We start from the raw sequence: 18,818 nt of genomic DNA on the forward strand, positions 1-18,818 counted from the left end.
GCCTAGACGCGCGGCGTAGTGGATGCCCCGGTCAAGCCGGAGCGTGACCAGGGCGCGTGAGGAAAGGCTTGTGCCCTCAGGCAGCGGCGCACCCCAATTATCCGCCCCACGGAATCTCGTCGCCTTCCGCATGGTCGCCCCGCCCGGCGGCGCAATAGACTTTTCCCACCCCCAGCGGCATCCTCCCGCCAGCCAATGGATAACAAAGCGCCACACGGGGGCGCGGGGGAAACAGATCATGTTGCAGACACGGTTCACCAAGCTCGTCGGCGTCCAGCACCCGATCGTTCAGGGCGGCATGCAATGGGTCGGGCGCGCCGAGCTGGTCGCCGGCGTTGCCAATGCCGGCGCGCTCGGCTTCATCACGGCACTGACCCAGCCGACGCCGGAGGACCTGACCAAGGAGATCGCGCGCTGCCGCGACCTCACGGACAAGCCGTTCGGCGTCAACCTCACCATCCTGCCGGCGATCAAGCCGCCGCCCTATGCCGAATACCGCGCCGCGATCATCGAGAGCGGCATCAAGGTGGTCGAGACCGCCGGCAACAAGCCGCAGGAGCATGTCGACGAGTTCAGGAAGCACGGCGTCAAGGTCGTGCACAAATGCACCAGCGTCCGCCACGCGCTCTCGGCCGAACGCATGGGCGTCGACGCCATCTCGATCGACGGCTTCGAATGCGCCGGCCACCCCGGCGAGGACGACACGCCCGGCCTGATCCTGATCCCCGCCGCCGCCAACAAGATCAAGATTCCGATGATCGCCTCGGGCGGCTTTGCCGATGGCCGCGGCCTGGTCGCGGCGCTGGCGCTGGGAGCGGAGGGCATCAACATGGGCACCCGTTTCATGGCCACCAAGGAGAGCCCGATCCATCAGCTCATCAAGGAGAAGATCGTCGCCAATGACGAGCGCGAGACCGAGCTGATCTTCCGCACCATGCGCAACACCTCGCGCGTGGCCAAGAACGCAGTCTCGACCAAGGTCGTCGCGATGGAGAAGGAAGGCGCCAAGTTCGAGGACATCCGCGAGCTCGTCGCCGGTGCCCGCGGCAAGATGGTCTATGCCACCGGCAATTCCGACGAAGGCATCTGGTCCGCCGGCCAGGTGCAGGGCCTGATCCAGGACATCCCGAGCTGTGCCGAGCTCGTCTCCCGCATCGTGCGCGAGGCGGAGGCGATCATTCGCAGCCGGCTGGAGGGGATGATCGTTCAGCCACAACGCGAAGCAGCGGAATAGTCATCGCAAGACGTGAGAGTATTGCATGAAAGCCTACGTCTACGGCCCTGAAGGCGCGAGGATTTCCGACGTCGCTCAACCAAAGCCCAAAGGCACGCAGGTGCTCGTCCGCGTTCGCGCCTGCGGCCTCAACCGCGCCGACACCGGCATGCGCAAGGGGCACGCCCATGGCGCGGCCGGCGGCGTCGGCACCGTGCTGGGCATGGAATGGGCCGGCGAGGTGGCCGAGCTCGGGCCCGATGCGAAGGGCGTGAAGATCGGCGACCGCATCATGGGATCGGGCGGCGCGGCGTTCGCCGAATATACGCTGGCCGATCACGGCCGGCTGCTCCACACGCCCTCGAACATGAATTTCGAGGAGGCCGCCACCCTCCCCGTCGCGCTCGCGACCATGCACAACGCCGTCGTCACGATCGGCGGGGTTCAGGCTGGCCAGAGCGTGCTGGTGCAGGGCGCGAGCTCCGGCGTCGGGCTGATGGCGATGCAGATCGCCCGGCTCAAGGGCGCGAAGCTCGTGATCGGCTCGTCCACCGACGCGTATCGCCGCGGCCGGCTGAAGGAGTATGGCGCGGATCTCGCCGTCGACAGCTCCGATCCGAAATGGGTCGACGAGGCGCTGAAGGCGACCAACGGCGAAGGCGTCGACCTCGTCGTCGACCAGGTCTCGGGCAAGGTCGCGAACCAGAACCTCGCCGCGACGAAGATCAAGGGCCGCATCGTCAATGTCGGCCGCCTCGGCGGCACCCACGCCGACTTCAATTTCGACCTGCACGCGGCCCGCCGCATCGACTATGTCGGCGTCACCTTCCGCAGCCGTACCATCGAGGAGGTCCGCGAGATCTTTGCCGAGGTCCGCAGGGACATCTGGGGCGCAGTGGAATCGCGCAAGCTGCAACTGCCGATCGACAAGGTGTTCGCGTTCGACGACATCGACCAGGCGTTCGAGCACATGGAAGCGAACAAGCATCTGGGGAAGATCGTGGTGACAGTGCCGTAGGGCGCCGGCAGCGGCCCGGTAGGGTGGGCAAAGCGAAGCGTGCCCACGATCTGCTTCCATCGCGGACGAATGGTGGGCACGGCGCTAACGCGCCTTTGCTCATCCTACGGGGCCGGAGCGAGGCGTAGACCGCTCCTGCAACTCACTCGCGACTACTTCTGTGGATCGGCGCTTGATGTCCCACACGGGGCTGCTAAATCCCCCGCCATGACCTCCCAGCATGACAAAACCTCGGTCGCGGCCATCTCGATTTTCGCCAGCGGCGGCATGGCGGCGGCCAAGTTCGCGGTCGGGATCGCGATCGGCTCGCTGGCGCTGATCTCGGAAGCCCTGCATTCCTTGATCGACCTGGTTGCGACCATCATCACCTGGGCGGTGGTGCGGGTGTCCGACAAGCCTGCGGACGAGGAGCACCATTACGGCCACGGCAAGCTGGAAAGCATCTCCGCGCTCGGCGTCACCGCCCTGCTCTACGTGCTGGCCGGCGGCATCCTGGTCGAGGCCTACAGCCGGCTGCGCGAGGGAACCCCGCCGCCGACCATCTCGGCCGTGCCGTTCGTGGTGCTGGTGATCGATATCGCCGTCAATCTCTGGCGCGCCCGCGCCCTGCACCGTGCCGCGCGGGAGACCAGAAGCCAGGCCTTGGCGGCCGACGCGCTGCATTTCGCCTCGGACGTGATGGGCTCCTGCGCCGTGATCGTGGGCCTGATCCTGGCCGGGCTCGGCTTCTGGTGGGGCGACACCGCGGCGGCCGCAGCGGTTGCCGTGATGATCGCAGCGCTCGGCCTGCGCATGGCCGGCTCGACCGTGCAGACGCTGGTCGATCGCGCTCCCGAAGGCGCGCAGGAGAAGGCCAAAGCGGCGATCCGCAGCGTGCCCGGCGTGATCGACGTCGAACGCTTGCGCGTGCGCATGGTCGGAGCGACCACGTTCATCGACACCATCGCGAAGGTGCCGCGGACCTACCCGATCGACCGGGTCGAGGACATCAAGCGCAACGCGCAGGCCGTCGTCACCAAGGCTTTCGGCGATGCCGACCTCACCTTCGCCGCAGTGCCCGTCGCGCGCGACAACGAGACCGTGCGCGACCGCATCATGGTGATCGCGCGCAATTCCGCCCTCGCCGTCCACCATGTCACGGTGCACGATCTCGGCGTCAAGCTGATCGTCAGCATCGACCTCGAGGTCGATGCCAACATGCAGCTCGAGGCCGCGCACGACATCGCCAACACGCTGGAGCGCAACATCCAGGAGGAGTTCGGCGAGGACGTCGAGGTCGACGTTCACATCGAGCCGCTGGAACCGGAACTTCCGTTCGGGGTCGATGCCACGCCGGACCGGGTGCGGACCATCGCCGCCGCGCTGACGGAATATGCCGCCGGCAGCGAGATCCACGACATCCACAATGTGCGGGTCCGCAACACCGACGCCGGCGAGATCGTCAACTTCCACTGCCGCGCAACACCGTCGATGAGCGTGATCAAGGTGCACGAGCATGTCGACGCGATCGAGCGTGCGTTGCGGCGCGCGTTCCCGAGCGTGAAGCGCGTCATCAGCCACGCCGAGCCGCCGCGGGCGTGATGAAGAATGCGCGACGAGTCACACGTTCTCGTTTCGGACTCGTTGCACCCGTGCATTTGCGGACGCGCGATGCACAAACTGCGTGTTGGATAAGAATAATTTCGCGTTAACGATTCGTTGACTCTCGACAGCCCGAGAAAACTGGATTCAAATCGGTGTGATTCGGAAGTGACGTGGGGCTGCTTCCGGACTTCAGTTGCAAGCTGGTTTTCAGGGGGCCGAAGGCATGTCGCGCGCAGACGCCGCGAGCGCGTGCGTCCAATCCGATTCGATCAAGGGATTGGCGCAATCGATCGCGAAACCTGCCTATCACCGACTCCTGATCGCGGAGCCGGCACTTCGTCGCGCCGTGCCGACGCTCATCATCGCCTTCCTGATCACGATCTGCCTCGGTGCCTTCGTGCAGGTGGTCGATCAGACGCGCCAGAAGCGGATGGTGATCCGCCACGACATATCGGCCCTCGCCGACCTGCTCGCCGAGCGCATCGATCGCCTCACCTCGGTTCGGCAGGAGCGGCTCAAGAACATCGAGAGCCTGCCGACGCTGCTGCCCGACCTGATCCCGACCTGGGGCACCGCCTCGGGCCGCCACGTCATCGTCACCTCGGCCGGCATCGACCGCCGCGTCCTCGCCCGCGTCCCGATCGACAACGATCCCTCCGGCAACGACCGCCTGCTCGATGCGATCACCACGGCGCAACTGCTCGCGGCGCCGACGCGCGACGGCAACATCTCCGACATGACACTGCCCAATGGCAACGCCGCGATGGCGACTTCGCGGCAGATCAAGTCGATGCCCGGCTTCGTCACCGTGATCCAGGAGCGCAACGAGCCGATCTGGGGTTCGGACGCCGCGCTTTCGGTGACGCTGTCGGCGACCACCGGCTTCGTCGTCCTCATCCTCGGCTTCGCCTTCCACTGGCAGTCGACCCGCGCCCGCGAAGGCGATCTCATCAACGACGCGGTGCGCGGCCGGATCGACACCGCGCTCAACCGCGGCCGCTGCGGGCTGTGGGACTGGGACCTGTCGCGCGGCCGGATCTTCTGGTCGCAGTCGATGTTCTCGATGCTCGGTCTCGACGGCCGTCACGAGCTCCTCACCTTCGGAGAGGTCAACGCGCTGGTGAAGTCCGACGACATCGACCTGTTCGCGATCGCCGACCAGCTCATCTCCGAGAAGATCGACCACATCGACCAGACCTTCCGCATGCAGCATGTCGACGGCCACTGGATCTGGCTCCGCGTCCGCTGCGAGAAGACGCGCGGGGCGACCGATTCCAGCGTGCACCTGATCGGCATCGCGGTCGACATCACCGAGCAGAAGAGCCTCGCCGAGAAGACGGTGGAAGCCGACCTCCGCCTGCGCGACGCGATCGAGACCATTCCGGAGGCCTTCGTGCTGTGGGATGCGAGCGACCGCCTGGTGCTCTGCAACTCGCACTTCCAGCGCCTGCACAAGCTGCCTGACAGCGCCGTCATCCCCGGCACCTCCTACGAGACCGTGCTCGAGGTCGGCCGCATGCCGGAGGTGCGCACCCGCCACAACGAGACCGCGGCCCAAGGCCCGGGGGCGCGCACCTTCGAGGCGCAGCTCGACGACGGCAGCTGGCTGCACATCAGCGAGCGCCGCACCAAGGACGGCGGATACGTCTCGGTCGGCACCGACATCACCCGTATCAAGGAGCACGAGCAGAAGCTGGTCGACAACGATCTGCGCCTGCGCGCCACCGTCATCGACCTCAAGCGCTCGCAGGCCGCGCTGGAGCGCCAGGCGGTCGAGCTCGCCGACCTCGCCGAGAAGTACCAGCGCGAGAAGACCCGCGCCGAGGAAGCCAACCAGACCAAGTCGAAATTCCTCGCCAATATGAGCCACGAGCTGCGCACGCCGCTCAATGCCATCATCGGCTTCTCCGAGATCATGGGCTCGGGCATGTTCGGCGAGCTCGGCAGCGAGAAGTACCAGGAATATTGCCAGGACATCCTGACCAGCGGCCATTATCTGCTCGAGGTCATCAACGACATCCTCGACATGTCCAAGATCGAGGCCGGCCGCATGAAGCTCGACATGGAAGAGCTCGACCTCGCGCAGACGCTCGCCGAATCCATGCGGGTCGTCACCGGCCGCGCACAGGACAAGCACCTGACGCTGGATGCCGACATCGCAAAATCCATCTCGGTCGTCGCCGATCGCCGCGCCACCAAGCAGATCATCGTCAACCTGCTCTCCAACGCCGTGAAGTTCACGCCGGACGGCGGACGCGTCGTGGTGCGCAGCCGCCAGCTCGACGACAGGATCGTGCTGATGATCGCCGACACCGGCATCGGCATCGCACCGCATTCGCTGGCGCGGCTCGGGCGCCCCTTTGAGCAGGTCGAGAGCCAGCTCACCAAGACCTATCACGGCTCGGGCCTCGGCCTTGCCATTGCCCGCTCGCTGGCGCAGCTCCACGGCGGCACGATGCGCCTGCGCTCGAAGATCGATGTCGGCACCGTCGTGCGCGTGACCCTGCCGCGGGATGCGGTGAAGGCGGGATCGGGGATATCGGCCGCGGCTTGAATCCTACAATTGCAGTGTCGGCGCGACTTCGCGCGCGACGTTGACCAGCGCTGCGATCAGCGGCGTCATGGGATCACGCTGCGGGATCACCAAGCCGATGCTGTAATTGACCTCGGGGTCGACGATCGGGATCGACCGCACGGTGTCGGACAGGCCGAGTGTCTCGGCAAGCTTGGCCGGCATCACGCTGGCCCAGCGCCCGGTCTTGACGTGCGTGAACAGCACCAGCAGCGAGTTCGACGTCAGCGTCGGCGTCGCCTCCGCGCCGACTGAGCGCAGCGCGCGGTCGATGATGCGGCGGTTCTGCATGTCGGGGGTCAAGAGGCACAGCGGCACTTGCCCGACCTCGGTCCAGGTCACCGTCTCGCGATCGCCGAACATCGCATCCGGCGCGGTGAGCAGGCGATAGCTCTCGTTGTAGAGCGGGATGGTGCGCACCTTGCCGATCGGCTCGTTCTCGATATAGGTCAGCCCCGCATCGACCTCTAGATTTTCGAGCAGCCCGAGTACCTCGGACGAGGTGGTGGACTGGATGCGGAAGCGCACCTCGGGATGCTTGGCACGGAACGGCGTCGTCAGCGCGGCGACCATGCCGAGCACGGTCGGGACCGCCGCGATGCGAATCTCGCCGGAGAGCTGATGCTTCAGCCCGTTAATCTCGTCGCGCATGGCGCGGGCATCGCCGACGATCCGCCGCGCCCAGTCCAGCGCCCGCTCGCCTTCAGGGGTAAATCCCTGAAAGCGCGAGCCGCGCTGGACCAGCATCACGCCGAGAATCTCCTCGAGCTGCTTGAGCCCGGTCGACATCGTCGGTTGCGTCACGCCGCAGGCTTCCGCCGCGCGTCCGAAATGCCGCTCCTTCGCCAGCGCCAGCAAGAGTTCAAGCTTGTCGATCAACCGGTCGTCCCCTCGATTTCCAACGTGGCATGCAAGGTAGCACGCCGGGCCTGCACCAACACGTAAAAACCGGCAGCCGATCCAACTTTCATTACCAATCCGTATCGATCATTTACGTTTGCAAATCGATCGGAATCCGCAATCGCAGCACGGAACAGCTTTATTGATCTGCGAATGATTCCAACTAGTTTGCGGCGAAGGAAACGCTCTGGTTGAGAACGAAAAATGACAGCGGTTTTTGAGCCTTGGAACGAGACGCGCGGCGCCGAGATCATCGCCGAACACGCCAACCAGGAGGGTGCGACGCTGGTCATCCTGCATGCCCTGCAGGAGGCGTTCGGCTATGTGCCGGAGGCGGCGATTCCCATGGTGGCGAAAGCGCTCAATTTGTCGCGCGCCGAGGTCCATGGCGTCTTCACCTTCTACCATGACTTCCGCCACAAGCCGGCCGGCCGTCACGTGCTGAAGCTGTGCCGCGCAGAAGCCTGCCAGGCTGCCGGGGGCGATGCGCTGGCTGCGCGGGCGGAAGCGAAGCTCGGCGTCTCGCTCGGCAACACCACGGCCGACGATCGCGTCACGCTGGAGCCGATCTACTGCCTCGGTCTGTGCGCGACCGCGCCATCCGCGATGCTCGACGGCCGCCTGATCGGCCGGCTCGACCAGAAGCGCCTCGATGCGCTGGTTGCGGAGGCGCAGCGATGAGCATGCGTTTCTACGTCTCACGTGACGCCGGCGCGATTGCCGTCGGCGCCGATGAGGTCGCTCTCGCGCTGGAGCAGGCCGCCGCCAGGCGCGGCGTTGCCATCGAGATCGTCAGGACCGGCTCGCGCGGAATGTACTGGCTGGAGCCGCTGGTCGAGGTCGCAACGCCGCAGGGACGCATTGCCTTCGGCCCCGTGACCGCGGCCGACGTGCCCTCGCTGCTCGATGCGCTCGCCAGCAACACGCCGCATCTCCTGCGGTTAGGCGTCACCGACGAGATCCCCTGGCTGAAGCGCCAGACCCGCCTCACCTTCGCCCGTTGCGGCGTGATCGATCCGCGCTCGCTCGACGACTATTGCGCCCATGGCGGCTACAAGGGCCTCGCGCAGGCTCTGTCGCTTGGCCCGGATGCGGTCCTCACCGAAGTCACCGCATCCGGCCTGCGCGGCCGCGGCGGCGCCGGCTTCCCGACCGGCATCAAGTGGAAGACCGTCGCGCAGGCGAAGGCCGACCGCAAGTTCATCGTCTGCAACGCCGACGAGGGCGACAGCGGCACCTTTGCCGATCGCATGATCATGGAAGGCGATCCGTTCCTGGTGATCGAGGGCATGACCATCGCCGGCCTCACCGTCGGCGCGTCCAAGGGCTACGTCTACATCCGCAGCGAATATCCGCATGCGGTCGAGGCGATGAATGCCGCGATCGCAGCGGCCAGGCGCGGCGGCTATCTCGGCGACAAGATCGGCGGCTCGACCACCAGCTTCGATGTCGAGGTACGCGTGGGCGCCGGCGCATACGTCTGCGGCGAAGAGACGTCGCTGCTGGAAAGCCTCGAAGGCCGCCGCGGCATCGTGCGTGCAAAACCGCCGCTGCCCGCACATCACGGCCTGTTCGGCAAGCCGACCGTGATCAACAACGTGCTGTCGTTTGCCGCGATCCCCTTCATCCTCAGCAAAGGTGCAAAAGCCTATGCGGATTTCGGCATGGGCCGCTCGCGCGGCACGATGCCGATCCAGCTCTCCGGCAACATCCGCCACGGCGGGCTGTTCGAGACCGCATTCGGTGTGACGCTCGGCGAGCTCGTCGACGACATCGGCGGCGGCACCTTTACCGGCCGCCCGGTCCGCGCGGTGCAGGTCGGCGGGCCCCTGGGGGCGTATTTCCCGCGCGCCCTGTTCGATACGCCGTTCGACTACGAGGCCTTTGCCGCACGCGACGGCCTGATCGGCCACGGCGGCATCGTCGTGTTCGACGACAGCGTCGACATGCGCAGGCAGGCGCGATTCGCCATGGAGTTCTGCGCCGTCGAATCCTGCGGCAAGTGCACACCCTGCCGGATCGGCTCGACCCGCGGCGTCGAGACCATCGAGAAGGTCATGAGAGGCGAGCACGTCCATGAAAACATCGCGCTGGTCGAGGACCTCTGCAACACCATGAAGTTCGGCTCGCTCTGCGCACTCGGCGGCTTCACGCCTTACCCGGTGCTGAGTGCATTGAAGCACTTCCGGGAGGATTTTGTCCCGGCGCCGACCACGTTGCAGGCCGCGGAATAGGAGAACGACAATGTCTCTGATCGAAGAAATCGACTACGGCACGCCGGCTTCCAAATCCACGACGATGGTGACGCTGACCATCGACGGCAGAGAGGTCACGGTGCCCGAGGGCACCTCGATCATGCGCGCCGCGATGGACGCCGGCCACCAGATCCCGAAGCTGTGCGCAACCGACATGGTCGACGCGTTCGGCTCGTGCCGCCTCTGCCTCGTCGAGATCGAGGGCCGCGCCGGCACGCCCGCCTCCTGCACCACGCCCGTCCTGAACGGCCTCGTCATTCACACCCAGACCGAGCGGCTGAAGAAGCTGCGCAAGGGCGTGATGGAGCTCTACATCTCCGATCATCCGCTCGACTGCCTCACCTGCGGCGCCAACGGCGATTGCGAGTTGCAGGACATGGCCGGCGCCGTCGGCCTGCGCGACGTGCGCTATGGCTATGAGGGCGAGAACCACGTCTCCGCCAAGACGAACGGCTGCACCAACGACAATTGGATGCCGAAGGACGAGTCCAACCCGTACTTCACCTACGATCCTTCCAAGTGCATCGTCTGCTCGCGCTGCGTCCGTGCCTGCGAGGAGGTGCAGGGCACCTTCGCGCTGACCATCTCCGGCCGCGGCTTCGACAGCCGCGTCTCGCCGGGCATGAGCGAGAGTTTTCTGGGCTCGGAATGCGTCTCCTGCGGCGCCTGCGTGCAGGCCTGCCCGACCGCGACGCTGACCGAAAAGTCCGTGATCGAGATCGGCCAGCCCGAGCACTCCGTCGTCACCACCTGCGCCTATTGCGGCGTCGGCTGCGCTTTCAAGGCGGAGATGCGCGGCGAGGAAGTGGTGCGCATGGTACCCTACAAGGACGGCAAGGCCAATCGTGGCCATTCCTGCGTCAAGGGCCGCTTCGCCTGGGGCTACACCAACCACAAGGAACGCATTCTCGAGCCGATGATCCGCGAACGCATCGAGGATCCCTGGAAGGAAGTCTCCTGGGACGAGGCGTTCTCGTTCGCCGCCGCCAGGATGCGCAGCATCCAGGAAAAATACGGCCGCGATGCCATCGGCGGCATCACATCTTCCCGGTGCACCAACGAGGAAACCTATCTGGTGCAGAAGCTGATCCGCGCCGGCTTCGGCAACAACAATGTCGACACCTGCGCCCGCGTCTGCCACTCCCCGACCGGCTATGGCCTCGCCACCACCTTCGGCACCTCCGCCGGCACCCAGGATTTCGACTCGGTCGAGCACACCGATGTCGTGCTCATCATCGGCGCCAACCCGGCCTCCGCCCACCCGGTGTTCGCGTCCCGCCTGAAGAAGCGGCTGCGCCAGGGCGCAAAACTGATCGTGATCGATCCGCGCCGCACCGAGATGGTGGAATCGCCACACGTGAAGGCGCTGCACCTACCCCTGATGCCCGGCACCAATGTGGCAGTGATGACCGCGCTGGCGCATGTCATCGTCACCGAGGGCCTCGTCAACGAAGCCTTCGTGCGCGAGCGCTGTGACTGGAGCGAGTTCGAGGAATGGGCCACCTTCGTTGCCCGGCCGAACAACAGCCCGGAAGCCACCGCCATCCTCACTGGCGTCAATCCGAAGGATCTGCGCGAAGCGGCCCGGACCTACGCCACCGGCGGCAACAGCGCGATCTATTACGGCCTCGGAGTTACCGAGCATAGCCAGGGCTCGACCACCGTGATCGCGATCGCCAATCTCGCGATGGCAACGGGCAACATCGGCCGTCCCGGCGTCGGCGTGAACCCGCTGCGCGGCCAGAACAACGTGCAGGGCTCCTGCGACATGGGCTCGTTCCCGCACGAGCTGCCCGGCTACCGCCACATCTCGGGCGATGCCGTGCGCGACCAGTTCGAGGCGCTGTGGAACGTCAAGCTCAACCCCGAGCCGGGCCTGCGCATTCCCAACATGTTCGATGCCGCGGTCGAAGGCACGTTCATGGGTATCTATGTGCAGGGCGAGGACATCCTGCAGTCCGACCCCAATACCAGCCACGTGGTCGCGGCACTGTCGGCGATGGAATGCGTGATCGTCCACGACCTGTTCCTGAACGAGACCGCGAACTATGCCCACGTCTTCCTGCCCGGCTCGAGCTTCCTGGAGAAGGACGGCACCTTCACCAATGCCGAGCGCCGTATCCAGCGCGTGCGCAAGGTGATGACGCCGAAGAACGGCCTGGCCGACTGGGAGGTCACCATCGGCCTTGCCAAGGCGATGGGCTTCGAGATGAACTACAGCCATCCTTCCGAGATCATGGACGAGATCGCGGCGCTGACGCCGACCTTCGCCGGCGTCTCCTACGCCAAGCTAGATGAGCTCGGCTCGGTGCAGTGGCCCTGCAACGACGGGGCGCCCGAGGGCACGCCGGTGATGCATATCGACGGCTTCGTCCGCGGCAAGGGCAAGTTCGTCGTCACCGAATATGTCGCGACCGACGAACGCACCGGCCCGCGCTATCCCCTGTTGCTCACCACGGGCCGCATCCTCAGCCAGTACAATGTCGGCGCGCAGACGCGGCGCACCGACAACGTCGTCTGGCATGCCGAGGACCGCCTCGAGATCCATCCGCATGATGCCGAGCAGCGCGGCGTTCGCGACGGCGACTGGGTGCGGCTGAAGAGCCGCGCCGGCGAGACCACGCTGCGCGCGGAGATCACCGACCGCGTCGCGCCGGGCGTCGTCTACACCACCTTCCACCATCCGGACACGCAGGCCAACGTCATCACGACCGATTATTCGGACTGGGCGACGAACTGCCCCGAATACAAGGTCACGGCAGTGCAGGTCTCGCCCTCGAACGGCCCGTCCGACTGGCAGAAGGCCTATGATGCGCAGGCGCGCCAATCCCGCCGCATCGTACCGGCCGAAGCCGCGGAGTAACCGTCATGCACGTCGCAGTCCAGGCCATCGATCGCGACATCTGGCGCAACAATGCGGCGTCCGGAGGAACGCGATTCGTCCCCGAGGAGACGCCGCTGGCGCTGACCTATAATGGCGGCACCTATGCCGTCATGATGGGGACGCCGCAGAACCTTGCGGATTTTGCGGTCGGTTTCAGCGTGAGCGAAGGCATCGTCAAGTCGGTGGACGACATCAAGTCGCTCGAAATGGTCCGCCTCGACGACGGCATCGAGCTGCGCATGTGGCTCGCATCGGAAGATGCCGCGCGCATCAACCAGCGCCGTCGCCACATCGCAGGTCCCACCGGCTGCGGCATCTGCGGCATCGAGTCCATTGCCGAAGCCGTGCGGCCCGCCGCGATCGTCCGGGACGGGCAGACCTTCACACCCGAGCAGGTCATGGCGGCGATGCAGGCCATCGCGCCGCTGCAATCGATCAATCTGCAGACCCGCGCCGTTCACGCCGCCGCGTTCTGGTCCGCTGCCGGCTCCATCGTCGCGTTGCGCGAGGATGTCGGCCGCCATAACGCGCTCGACAAGCTCGCTGGCGCCCTGGCGCGGAGCCGCACGGAGCCAGGCGGCGGCATGGTGCTGCTGACGAGCCGCGTCTCGGTCGAGATGGTGCAGAAGACGGCCGCGATCGGCGCGCCGGTGATGGTCGCCGTATCCGCGCCGACCGCGCTCGCGGTGCGCACGGCGGAGGCCGCCGGCATCACGCTTATCGCCATCGCCAGGCAGGACGGATTCGAGGTTTTTTCACATGGCGGCCGGGTCGTCGCGCGCCATGCCACGGAGGTTGCCGATGTCGCCTGACCGCCTGATTTACATGGCCAACCAGATCGGCAAGTTCTTTGCGAGCCAGGGCCCCGACAAGGCCGTGCCCGGCATTGCCGAGCACATCAGGAAGTTCTGGGATCCTCGCATGAAGCGTGCGATCTTCGCCCATATCGATGGGGGCGGCGCGGGCCTCGAACCGAACGTGCGCGAGGCTCTCACCGCGTTGAAGCAGGCTATGACCCTTCCAGCAGCGCCCTGAACACCCGCCGTACCTCGCTCTGCGTCTCCTTCACCCGTGCCTCCAGCGAGGAGAAATCCGGCGCGTCGCCGGCGCGCGCCATGACGCGCTGCAGGTCGGTGCCGGCGGTATCAGGCTTGAAGCGCTCGCTGACGCAGAGCCGCAGGATCTGCGTCAGGTCGTGATAGAGCCGCGCCGCGGCGCGCAGGATCTCCGTCTCCGATTGCGCGAGCACGCCGATCCTGCAGGCATTCTCCAGCACCTGCATGGTGCTGACGTCGAGAATCTCGGGCTTGTCGTGCGCGTGCACGAGCTGGAGATATTGCGCGATGAAGTCGATATCGACCATGCCGCCGGCGGCATGCTTGAGATCCCAGCAATCCGCCTCGCCCTTCTCCTGCGCGATCGCGCGCCGCATGTCGGCGACGTCGTTGGCGGTGATGGCAGGATCGCGGCGGCGGGTCAGGACATCGCGGATGACGCGCTCGATCCGTTCCCGGAATTCGGGCGAAGCCGAGACCACGCGCGCACGCGTCAGGGCCATGTGCTCCCAGGTCCAGGCTTCGTTCGCCTGGTAGTCCGCGAACGAGACGAGGCTCGAAGCCACCGGACCTGCGCGTCCCGAGGGCCGCAGCCGCATGTCGATCTCGTAGAGCACGCCGTAATTGGTGCGGGTCGTGAAGGCGCTGATCAGGCGCTGGGTGAAACGGGCGAAATAGTGTGCGCCGTGAAGCGATTTCACCCCGTCGGAGTCCGGATGCTCGCCGTCGAAATCATAGATCAGGATCAGGTCGAGATCGGACGAGGCCGTCATCTCGCGGCTGCCGAGCCGGCCCATCGCGACGATCGCGGTCTGCTGCCCCTTGATCCGGCCGTGCTGGGCGGCGAAGCGATCGGCGACGAGACCGTGCACGGTGTGGACGATTCCCTCCGCGACGTCGGCGAAGGCCGTGCTCGCCTGCTGCGCCGAGACGGTGCCGGAGAGGATGCGCGTGCCGATCAGGAACAGGCTCTCCTGCCCGAACAGGCGCAGGCGATCGAGGAACTCCTCGTATGAGCCGGCGTCCTGCACGGTGGTCGCGAGCCGCCCCGACAATTCCTGCCTGTCGGGCATGGCCCCGAAGAAGCGCGGATCGATCAGGCCGTCCATCAGCTGAGGCTGTCGCGCCAGCATGTCGCCGAGCCGGGGCGCGGCTCCCAGCACCAGCGCCACCAGCGCGACGAGATCGCGGTTCTGGCCGAGCAGCGTGATCAGCCGGCCGCCGCGCTGCAGCGCACCGAGGAAATGATCGAACGAAACGACGGCGCGATCCGGCTCCTCGGCGTGGGCAAGTCCGTCGATCAAGGCCGGCACGAACTCGACGAAGGCGCTTCGCGTCGCCTCAACGCGGAAGACGCGATAGTCGCCGGTGATCCAGTCGCGCACCGTCTGCGCGACCGCGGCGGGCTTCTTGAAGCCGAGCGTCGCGAGGTGCTGGAGCAGGCGCGGATCATCGGGGCCCGCACCGTAGTCGAGCGCCGGCAGCCTCGCCGTGCCGGTGGGGTCATCGCCCTCGAACAGTTTTTCGTAATGGCCCTGGACGATCTGGAGCTGGTGCAACAGGTCGCGCGCAAAGGCCTCGCGATTCCGATAGCCGAAGAACCACGCAAAGCGCTCGACTGCTTGCTTGTCCTCCGGCAGCGTGTGGGTCTGCTCATCGGCGATCATCTGCAGGCGATGCTCGACACGGCGCAGGAATTCGTAGGCGGTCGCCAGCTCGTCGCGCGCCGCCACAGTGATCCAGTTGCGGGACGCGAGTATGTCGAGCGCCCCCAGCGTCGGCCGCACCCGCAATTCGGGATGGCGGCCGCCGGCGATCAATTGCTGGGTCTGCGCGAAGAATTCGATCTCGCGAATGCCGCCGCGTCCGACCTTGACGTTGTGGCCCTCGACCGCAACTTCGCTCTGGCCGCGATAGGTCTGCATCTGCCGCTTCATGTCGTGCACGTCGGCAAGTGCGGCAAAGTCGAGATGCTTGCGCCAGACGAACGGCGCGATCTCGGCGAGCAATGCCTCGCCCGCTTTTGAATCGCCGGCACAGGTCCGCGCCTTGATCATCGCGGCGCGCTCCCAGGTGCGCCCTTCCCGCTCGTAATAGTTCAGCGCGGCGTCCCGGGAGATCGCCACCTGCGTCGAGGACGGATCGGGCCGCAGCCGCAAGTCGACGCGGAAGACGTAACCGTCATAGGTGCGCTGCTGCAGGATGCGCGCCATGCCTTGCGTCACGCGGACGAAGAACGGCTGCGGTTCGATATCAGGCGCGAGGGTCGTGGCATCGGGATCGAAGAACACGATGAGATCGATGTCGCTGGAATAGTTCAGCTCGCCCGCACCCATCTTGCCCATCGCGAGCACGATCAGGCCGCAGCCTTCTTCGGGTGCCTCCGGATTGGGCGGCGAGAGCTTGCCGCGTGCGGCTTCCTGCCGCAGCAGATATTGCAGCGCCGCCTGCACCGAGGACACCGCGACATCGGTCAGCGCCGCCGTCACCCGCATCACCGGCCAGACACCGCCGATGTCGCACAGCGCGATCAGCAGCGCAGCCTCCGCCTTCATGCGGCGGAGCAGCCGCATCACCTCGGCCTCCTCCGAAGCCGCGAGCACCGCGCTGCGCGCCTCCGCGATCAACGCCGCCAGATGCGCATCCGGATCGCATTCGAGCAGCCGGATCAGGCGCAAGGCATCGGCGCGCACCAGGTCGAACAGATAGGGCGAGAATTCCGCAATCCCGGTCAGGATCTCGCGGGCGAAGGGATGGCCGAGATGCGTTTCAAGACGGGCCGATTGTGCCGGCTCGAGCTCGGCCAGCCAGCTTTCGAAACGGCGTTCGTCGGATGCGGAAACGGCAATATGGGGAGCCTCCGCGAAGCGTGCGGCCAGCCTCTCACCATGCTTGTCCGCGTTTCCCGGCGCGGAATGGTTCATGCCACCTTCTGTGGCACATCCGGTATTGGCGGAGCAACCCTGTCGCCGGCACCCGCGCGCGCCGGCAGCACGAGCGTGGCGACGAGGCCGGGATGGGCATCGCCCAGGCGCAATTCGCCGCCGTGCAACGTCGCCACCGCCGAGGCGAGACTGAGGCCGAGGCCCGAGCCCGGCAGCGTGCGGCTGGCCTCCAGCCGCACGAATCGCTCGATGACGTGCTTGCGGTCGGCTTCGGGGATGCCGGGGCCGTGATCGGTGACGCTGAGCAGCACCTGGTCGCCTTCGCGCCTCGCCTCGATCGTGATTTGCCGCGCGTCCATGCTGACCACGGTTCCCGCCGGCTGTGCCGCTGGCTGGCCGTATTTGATCGCGTTTTCGACAAGATTGGCGAGCGCCTGGCTGATCAGCTCGCGATTGGCATGAACCGGCGTCGGCTCGCACTTGACCTTCAGGGTCATGCCGTCGTCCTCGGCGAGCGGCTCGTAGAGCTCATGGATGCCCTCCGCGACCTCCGCGGCATCGAAGTCGTCCATGTTGCCGCGCGCCTGTCCGGATTCCGCGCGCGCGATCATCAGAAGCGCATTGAAGGTCCGGATCAGCCCGTCGGATTCCTCGATGGTCCGCTCCAGCGCGGCGCGATAATCCGCCTCGCAGCCCGATTTCGCCAGTGCCTCCTCGGCGCGATTGCGCAGCCGGGTCAGCGGCGTCTTGAGGTCGTGGGCGATGTTGTCGGAAACCTCCTTCAGCCCAGCCATCAGCGCCTCGATCCGCTCCAGCATGGCGTTGAGGTTCTCGGCGAGGCGATCGATCTCGTCGCCGCTGCGCCCTACGGGCAGGCGCTCACTGAGATCGCCGGTCATGATCCGCTGCGCCGTGCCGGTCATCGCGTCGATGCGCCTCAGCACCCGTCGCGCGACGAAGATGCCGCCGCCGAGGCCGAGCACGACGACGATCAGGACCGAAAACTGCGCCGCCTTCGCGACGATGCCGAACAGGCGCCGCCGCTCGGCGAGGTCGCGGCCGATCAGAAGCCGGAAGCCGTTCTCCAATTCGGTGACGCGAACGAGCGCGCGATGATCGCGGTCATCGCTGTCCTCGATCCGCCGGTAGGCCGTCTCCGACCAGCCGCGCGTCGCCATCACGCCCGGCGCCAGCGAGCCGACATTGCCGGCGATCGCCTGGCCCGTCGGCGTGGTCACGAGGTAGAGGTTGGCGCCCGGCCGCAGTGCCCGATACTCGATCGTGCGCACCAGGCGAACCATGCCGCCGCGGTCGTAGATCTCGTTGATCTCCGAGGTCTCGGCATTGACCGTCTGCGTGATCTCCTCGGTGATCAGCCGCCGCGTGTTCCAGGCGAAATAGGCCAGCAGCGAGGCCGCGAACATCGCGAACAGCAGCAGATAGACCAGCGTCAGCCGGAACGCCGTGGTGCGGACGAGTTTACCGAACGCCGTCACGGATCATGCACCATTCGGACAAAACGAATTCATGACTATCCCTTCGCCTCGCGGGCGCAGTTGGCCATGCCCCGCGGGGTTTCGGCCATCAATCACAATAAGGGTGGAACAAGGCCCGCTCCACTTAAAAGTCTGCAATCTTTTGTTCCCGAACGCTCTCTTCTAGGACGGGGGAATTCCAAGCATTTTTAAGATCATGGCCTGGATCCCAAGCGCAAGAAGATTGCCGCCGGCACCTTCGACAAAGAGCTTTAGCGGCGCAACGATCTGGCTGCGCTGCGGCTCGGGCCATGCGTTGGCGTGCGGCTTGATCTGTTCGACCAAGTTGACAACCGCCAATGGTTGAAGCTGATTAATGACATTGATGCTGATATCAGTACCAAAGGTGACTTCCCGGCTCCTCTGGATTGGAAGCTCGATGGAATGCCGTGAATGCCAGTCATAAAGTTCGGATCGTCCACAACATAGCCTTCCACTAGAGCGCGGGCTCATAAACTCTGGTCCAGAGGCGGGTTGAGGCGAGTGCGACCGCAGCGAGGAAGTTGCGTGCGACCTTGTCGAAGCGGGTAGCAATTCGCCTGAAATGCTTGAGCTTGCAGAAGTAGCGCACAACCAGGTTGCGTTGGCGATAGACGCGAGGGCTGACGGAGCGTTGCACCACTCGCTGAACTGGTGGAAGGGATATGAGCTTTGGCGCCGCTTGCCCGCATCATGTTCAGGAGAGCGTCGGCGTCGTAACCACGGTCGGCCACGACATCACGGCATTTAAGGCCCTCCAGCAAGAACGGGGCAGCACGCAGATCGTGAGCCTGACCGGGGGTTAGCACCAACCGAACCGGCAATCCGTTCTCATCGACGGCGGCGTTGATCTTAGTGCTCAGTCCTCCACGCATCGAAAGAACAGATGGCACCTGACGCCCCGGATACCGCAGTCATCTTGCAGCAGAACCATGATG

General features: G+C 65.8%; 14 protein-coding genes. 9 read left to right on the forward strand and 5 right to left on the reverse strand.

Features of this window, described 5'->3' with window-relative positions:
* The first annotated feature begins 238 nt into the window (after positions 1–238).
* The 4 genes from P0R31_RS06595 (at position 239) to P0R31_RS06610 (ending at position 6,369) form a co-directional block, all read left to right on the forward strand.
* Positions 239–1,234 (forward strand): NAD(P)H-dependent flavin oxidoreductase, encoded by a 996-nt coding sequence (locus tag P0R31_RS06595; protein WP_271545181.1) that lies wholly within the window; start codon positions 239–241, stop codon positions 1,232–1,234.
* A 25-nt stretch (positions 1,235–1,259) separates the two neighbouring features.
* The gene (locus tag P0R31_RS06600; protein ID WP_057030077.1) at positions 1,260–2,231 is read left to right on the forward strand and encodes a zinc-binding dehydrogenase; all 972 of its coding nucleotides are present in this window, start codon (positions 1,260–1,262) and stop codon (positions 2,229–2,231) included.
* A gap of 207 nt (positions 2,232–2,438) precedes the next feature.
* Complete coding sequence (locus tag P0R31_RS06605) at positions 2,439–3,812, forward strand: cation-efflux pump (protein WP_275513357.1); 1,374 nt, start codon at positions 2,439–2,441, stop codon at positions 3,810–3,812.
* 226 nt (positions 3,813–4,038) lie between these two features.
* Positions 4,039–6,369: a PAS domain-containing sensor histidine kinase gene (locus P0R31_RS06610; protein WP_275513358.1), complete on the forward strand. Its 2,331-nt coding sequence runs from the start codon at positions 4,039–4,041 to the stop codon at positions 6,367–6,369.
* A gap of 3 nt (positions 6,370–6,372) precedes the next feature.
* On the opposite strand, the gene P0R31_RS06615 is transcribed toward P0R31_RS06610, so the two are convergent.
* A complete protein-coding gene (locus tag P0R31_RS06615) occupies positions 6,373–7,266 on the reverse strand; it encodes a LysR family transcriptional regulator (protein ID WP_275513359.1) in 894 nt (297 codons plus the stop codon).
* Positions 7,267–7,491: 225 nt separating this feature from the next.
* On the opposite strand from P0R31_RS06615, the gene P0R31_RS06620 reads away from it, so the two are divergent.
* Genes P0R31_RS06620 through P0R31_RS06640 form a run of 5 tightly spaced genes read left to right on the forward strand, consistent with a single transcriptional unit; the run spans position 7,492 to position 13,461 of the window.
* Positions 7,492–7,968, forward strand: a complete 477-nt coding sequence (locus tag P0R31_RS06620; RefSeq protein ID WP_275513360.1) for a formate dehydrogenase subunit gamma — start codon at positions 7,492–7,494, stop codon at positions 7,966–7,968.
* Positions 7,965–9,521, forward strand: a complete 1,557-nt coding sequence (locus P0R31_RS06625; protein WP_275513361.1) for a formate dehydrogenase beta subunit — start codon at positions 7,965–7,967, stop codon at positions 9,519–9,521. Before P0R31_RS06620 ends, P0R31_RS06625 begins: the two co-directional genes overlap by 4 nt.
* 10 nt (positions 9,522–9,531) lie before the next feature.
* Positions 9,532–12,405: a formate dehydrogenase subunit alpha gene (fdhF, locus tag P0R31_RS06630; protein ID WP_275513362.1), complete on the forward strand. Its 2,874-nt coding sequence runs from the start codon at positions 9,532–9,534 to the stop codon at positions 12,403–12,405.
* A gap of 5 nt (positions 12,406–12,410) precedes the next feature.
* Positions 12,411–13,238, forward strand: coding sequence for a formate dehydrogenase accessory sulfurtransferase FdhD (gene fdhD, locus P0R31_RS06635; RefSeq protein ID WP_275513363.1), 828 nt, complete (start codon positions 12,411–12,413; stop codon positions 13,236–13,238).
* Complete coding sequence (locus tag P0R31_RS06640) at positions 13,228–13,461, forward strand: formate dehydrogenase subunit delta (protein ID WP_275513364.1); 234 nt, start codon at positions 13,228–13,230, stop codon at positions 13,459–13,461. Before fdhD ends, P0R31_RS06640 begins: the two co-directional genes overlap by 11 nt.
* Here P0R31_RS06640 and P0R31_RS06645 read toward each other — a convergent pair.
* The 4 genes from P0R31_RS06645 to P0R31_RS41030 all read right to left on the reverse strand — a co-directional run bounded on the left by P0R31_RS06645 (position 13,436) and on the right by P0R31_RS41030 (position 18,755).
* Positions 13,436–16,405, reverse strand: a complete 2,970-nt coding sequence (locus P0R31_RS06645; protein ID WP_275513365.1) for a bifunctional [glutamine synthetase] adenylyltransferase/[glutamine synthetase]-adenylyl-L-tyrosine phosphorylase — start codon at positions 16,403–16,405, stop codon at positions 13,436–13,438. The two genes, P0R31_RS06640 and P0R31_RS06645, sit on opposite strands and share 26 nt — an antisense overlap.
* The gene (locus P0R31_RS06650; protein WP_275513366.1) at positions 16,402–17,862 is read right to left on the reverse strand and encodes a sensor histidine kinase; all 1,461 of its coding nucleotides are present in this window, start codon (positions 17,860–17,862) and stop codon (positions 16,402–16,404) included. Before P0R31_RS06650 ends, P0R31_RS06645 begins: the two co-directional genes overlap by 4 nt.
* Positions 17,863–18,024: 162 nt before the next feature.
* The gene (locus P0R31_RS06655) at positions 18,025–18,354 is read right to left on the reverse strand and encodes a hypothetical protein (protein ID WP_275513367.1); all 330 of its coding nucleotides are present in this window, start codon (positions 18,352–18,354) and stop codon (positions 18,025–18,027) included.
* The gene (locus tag P0R31_RS41030) at positions 18,351–18,755 is read right to left on the reverse strand and encodes a transposase (protein WP_430516812.1); all 405 of its coding nucleotides are present in this window, start codon (positions 18,753–18,755) and stop codon (positions 18,351–18,353) included. Before P0R31_RS41030 ends, P0R31_RS06655 begins: the two co-directional genes overlap by 4 nt.
* Between the last annotated feature and the right edge of the window lie 63 nt (positions 18,756–18,818).

Source organism: Bradyrhizobium yuanmingense (assembly GCF_029167105.1).
Classification (GTDB): Bacteria; Pseudomonadota; Alphaproteobacteria; order Rhizobiales; family Xanthobacteraceae; genus Bradyrhizobium; species Bradyrhizobium yuanmingense_A.